Raw genomic sequence first — 3,904 nt, 5'->3', positions numbered from 1 at the left:
GCCCCAGCCTCGCGCGCCGCGGCGGTCGCACGGTCGAGCGCGGCGGCCATCGCCGCCTGCTCCTTGCCGCCGAACTGATCGAGGAAGAGTTCCGCGACCGTCGACTGGTACACCTTCCACATCTTCTTGCGCAGCGTCCGCCCCTTGTCGGTGATGCTCGCATAGGCGGCGCGGCCGTCGTCCGCCGAACGGGCGCGCGTGACGAGCCCCTCCTGTTCGAGCCGGTCGACGAGCCGCGTGAGGTTGTAGCGCTCGATGGCGAGCACGTCGGCCAGTTCGTGCATGCGGCGCGTGCCGTCGGGCCCGCTTTCGAGCCCCCACAACGCGTCGTACCACGCGTAGGCCGGCAGGCCGGCCGCCGCGAGGCGGCGCTCGATCTCGCGAATCATCGTCCGGTGCGCGCGGACGAACGAGAACCACAGATCGGGTTCGGGTGCGCTCATGTCAGGTCGTTCCTCTCGTTGAATTGCAGTTGCAATTAAATTTTACCTCGATAACAATTGCCCCATACGATTGCAATTGCAACTATCTGCCCGCCGATCGGCGGGCGTTCCGTCGCGCGACGCGGCGCCACGACCGTCGCCCCGCGCAGTCTTATGCTTCTGGAGACATTGCATGACCGCACCTCTCACGCTACCCGACATCGACCCGCAGGAAACCCGCGAATGGCTCGATGCGCTCGAATCCGTGATCGCGCTCGAAGGCCGCCCGCGCGCGCACTACCTGCTCGACCAGCTTTCCGACCTCGATGCGGCACGCCACGGCGACCTGCACGGCCGCGTGACGACCGCGTACGTGAACACGGTGCCCCGTGAACGGCAACCGGCCTATCCGGGCGATCTCGCACTCGAACGGCGCCTGAACGCGATGATCCGCTGGAACGCGATGGTGATGGTGCTGCGTGCCGGCCGGCTTTCGAACGTCGGCGGGCACATCGCGACCTACCAGTCGGCCGCGGTGCTGTACGACGTCGGCTTCGATCACTTCTTCCGCGGCCGCACCGATACGTTCGACGGCGACATGGTCTACATCCAGGGTCATTCGGCGCCCGGCATCTATGGCCGCGCATACCTGGAAGGCCGCATCACCGACGCGCAGCTCGACAACTTCCGCCGCGAGACCGGTCGCGAAGCGGGACGCGACGGGCTGTCGTCGTATCCGCATCCGCGGCTGATGCCCGATTTCTGGCAATTCCCCACCGTGTCGATGGGGCTCGGGCCGCTCACGGCCGCGTATCAGGCGCGCTTCATGCGCTACCTCGAATATCGCGGGCTGAAAGCGCATCAGGGCCGCAAGGTCTGGGCATTTCTCGGCGACGGCGAAATGGACCAGCCCGAATCGCTCGCCGCGATCTCGCTCGCGGGGCGCGAACGGCTCGACAACCTGATCTTCGTCGTCAACTGCAACCTGCAGCGCCTTGACGGCCCCGTGCGCGGCAACGGCAAGGTCATCCAGGAACTCGAAGGCACGTTCCGCGCGGCGGGCTGGAACGTCATCAAGGTGATCTGGGGCGCCGGCTGGGATCGCCTGCTCGAACGCGACACGACGGGCCTGCTGCGCCAGCGCATGATGGAATGCGTCGACGGCGACTACCAGACCTTCAAGTCGCAAAGCGGCGCGTACGTGCGCGAGCATTTCTTCGGCAAGTATCCCGAACTGCTCGAACTCGTCGCCGACCTGTCCGACGACGACATCTGGAAACTGGCACGCGGCGGCCACGACCCGGAAAAGGTGCATGCGGCCTATGCGCAGGCGGTGCGCGCGGACGGACGGCCGATCGTCGTGCTCGCGAAGACGGTCAAGGGCTTCGGGATGGGCGAAGCCGGCGAAGGCCAGAACGTGAACCACCAGTTGAAGAAGATGAGCGCGGACGCCGTCCGTGCGTTCCGCGACCGCTTCGCGTTGCCGGTCAGCGATGCGCAGCTCGACGAACTGCCCTACCTCAAGCCGGAGCCCGGCAGCGCCGAGGCACGCTACTTCGCGGAACGCCGTGCCGCGCTCGGCGGCCACGTACCGGCCCGCTTCAGCCGCGTGGCGCCGCTGCCGGTGCCGCCGCTCGCCGCATTTGAAGGTCAGCTCAAGGACAGCGGCGAGCGCGGGCTGTCGACGACGATGGCGTTCGTGCGCATCCTCGGCACGCTGCTGAAGGATCCGGCGCTCGGCAAGCTCGTCGTGCCGATCGTGCCGGACGAATCGCGTACGTTCGGGATGGAGGGCCTGTTCCGCCAGATCGGCATCCACTCGCATCTCGGCCAGCTCTATACGCCGCAGGACGCGGGACAGCTCAGCTACTACAGGGAAGCGAAGGACGGGCAGATCCTGCAGGAAGGCATCAACGAATCGGGCGCGATCGCATCGTGGATCGCGGCCGGCACGGCGTACAGCAACCACGGCCTGCCGGCGATCCCGTTCTACATCTTCTATTCGATGTTCGGGCTGCAGCGTGTCGGCGATCTCGCGTGGGCGGCCGGCGACGCACGTACGCGCGGCTTCCTGCTCGGCGCGACGTCGGGCCGCACGACGCTGATGGGCGAAGGGCTGCAGCACGACGACGGGCACAGTCACGTGCTGTCGTCGGTGATTCCGAACTGCGTGTCGTACGACCCGACCTATGCGTACGAACTCGCGGTGATCGTGCGCGACGGCCTGCGGCGGATGTTCGCGGAACAGGAGGATGTCTACTACTACATCACGCTGCTCAACGAGAACTACCCGCATCCGGCACTGCCCGACGGCGCGGAGGCCGGCATTCTCAAGGGTCTCTACCTGCTGCGCGAAGACACGTCGCGCGCGGCCGATGCGCCGCACGTGCAGCTGATGGGCAGCGGCGCGATCCTGCGTGAAGTGCTCGCCGCGAGCGACCTGCTCGCGCAGGACTTCGGCGTGTCGAGCGACGTATGGAGCGCGACGAGCCTGAACGAGGTGCGCCGCGACGGGCTGGCCGCGGAACGCTGGAACCTGCTGCATCCCGAGCAGGCGCCGCGCGTGCCGTACGTGCAGCAATGCCTCGACGGCCGCACGGGCCCGGTGGTGGTGGCGACCGACTACATGAAGATCGTCGGCGACCAGATCCGTGCGTTCGTCGACGGCCGGCGCTTCGTGTCGCTCGGCACCGACGGCTTCGGCCGCTCGGATACGCGCGACGCGCTGCGCACGTTCTTCGAGGTCGACCGTCACTTCATCGTGATCGCGGCGCTGAAGGCACTCGCCGACGACGGCGCGATACCGCGTGCGCGCGTCGGCGAAGCCATCCGGCGTTACGGCATCGACATCGACAAGGTCGATCCGGCCAGCGTGTAGTCACGCGGCGCGCGGCAGGCAGGATCGCTCCGGCCTGCCGCGCCACCGCTCTACCTGCGCTACTGACCCGACTGCGCGAGCGGGCCTTGCGGGCGCTGCTCCATTCCCGACGGCCAGCCGCCTGCCAGCGCCTTGTACAGCGCCACCGTCGACGTCGCACTGCGCATCTGCCCGTCGGCCGCCGCATCCTGCGCCTGCAGCAGCGTGCGTTGCGCGTCGAGCACTTCGTAGTAGTCGATCGCGCCCGCCGAAAACCGCGCCTGCGCCAGTTGCGCGGCCCGCGCGCTGTCGGTCGCGGCCTGCACGAGATGGCCCGTCTCGTCACGCGTGCGGGCGGCACGCAGCAGCGCGTTCTCGGTTTCCTCCAGCGCCCCGAGCACGGTCTGCCGGTACTGCGCGAGCTGGCCGGCCGCTTCCGCATCGCTCGCGGCGATCCGGGCACGCACGCGGCCGACGTCGAGGAACGACCAGTCGATGCCGAGCGCGATCAGGTTCGTGTCGCTGCCCGCGCGGAAGAACCCGTAACTGCTCGTCGCGCTGCCGAGCAACCCGGACAGCGTGAAGCGCGGGAACAGGTCGGCCGTCGCGACGCCGACGCGTGCGA

At 68.1% G+C, this 3,904-nt stretch carries 3 protein-coding genes; 1 reads left to right on the top strand and 2 read right to left on the bottom strand.

Translation table 11 applies throughout. The annotated features are described in order from the left end of the window. A partial coding sequence (locus G3N93_RS35880; RefSeq protein ID WP_206135126.1) for a MarR family winged helix-turn-helix transcriptional regulator occupies positions 1-443 on the bottom strand: 443 nt, incomplete at its 3' end. Positions 444-615: 172 nt separating this feature from the next. On the opposite strand from G3N93_RS35880, the gene aceE reads away from it, so the two are divergent. Continuing rightward, a complete protein-coding gene (gene aceE / locus G3N93_RS35875) occupies positions 616-3,300 on the top strand; it encodes a pyruvate dehydrogenase (acetyl-transferring), homodimeric type (RefSeq protein ID WP_206135125.1) in 2,685 nt (894 codons plus the stop codon). 59 nt (positions 3,301-3,359) lie between these two features. Here aceE and G3N93_RS35870 read toward each other — a convergent pair. Further along, the coding region (locus tag G3N93_RS35870; RefSeq protein WP_206135124.1) for a TolC family protein at positions 3,360-3,904 on the bottom strand (545 nt) is incomplete at its 5' end.

The sequence above is a fragment of the Burkholderia sp. Se-20378 genome (assembly GCF_017104665.1).
In the GTDB taxonomy this organism is placed as follows: domain Bacteria; phylum Pseudomonadota; class Gammaproteobacteria; order Burkholderiales; family Burkholderiaceae; genus Burkholderia; species Burkholderia lata.
This window is presented reverse-complemented; position numbering and strand designations above follow the sequence as displayed.

Bases quoted from the DNA above. Each gene is read 5' to 3' on its own strand.
- aceE (WP_206135125.1), top strand. From the start codon at position 616: ATGACCGCACCTCTCACGCTACCCGACATCGACCCGCAGGAAACCCGC.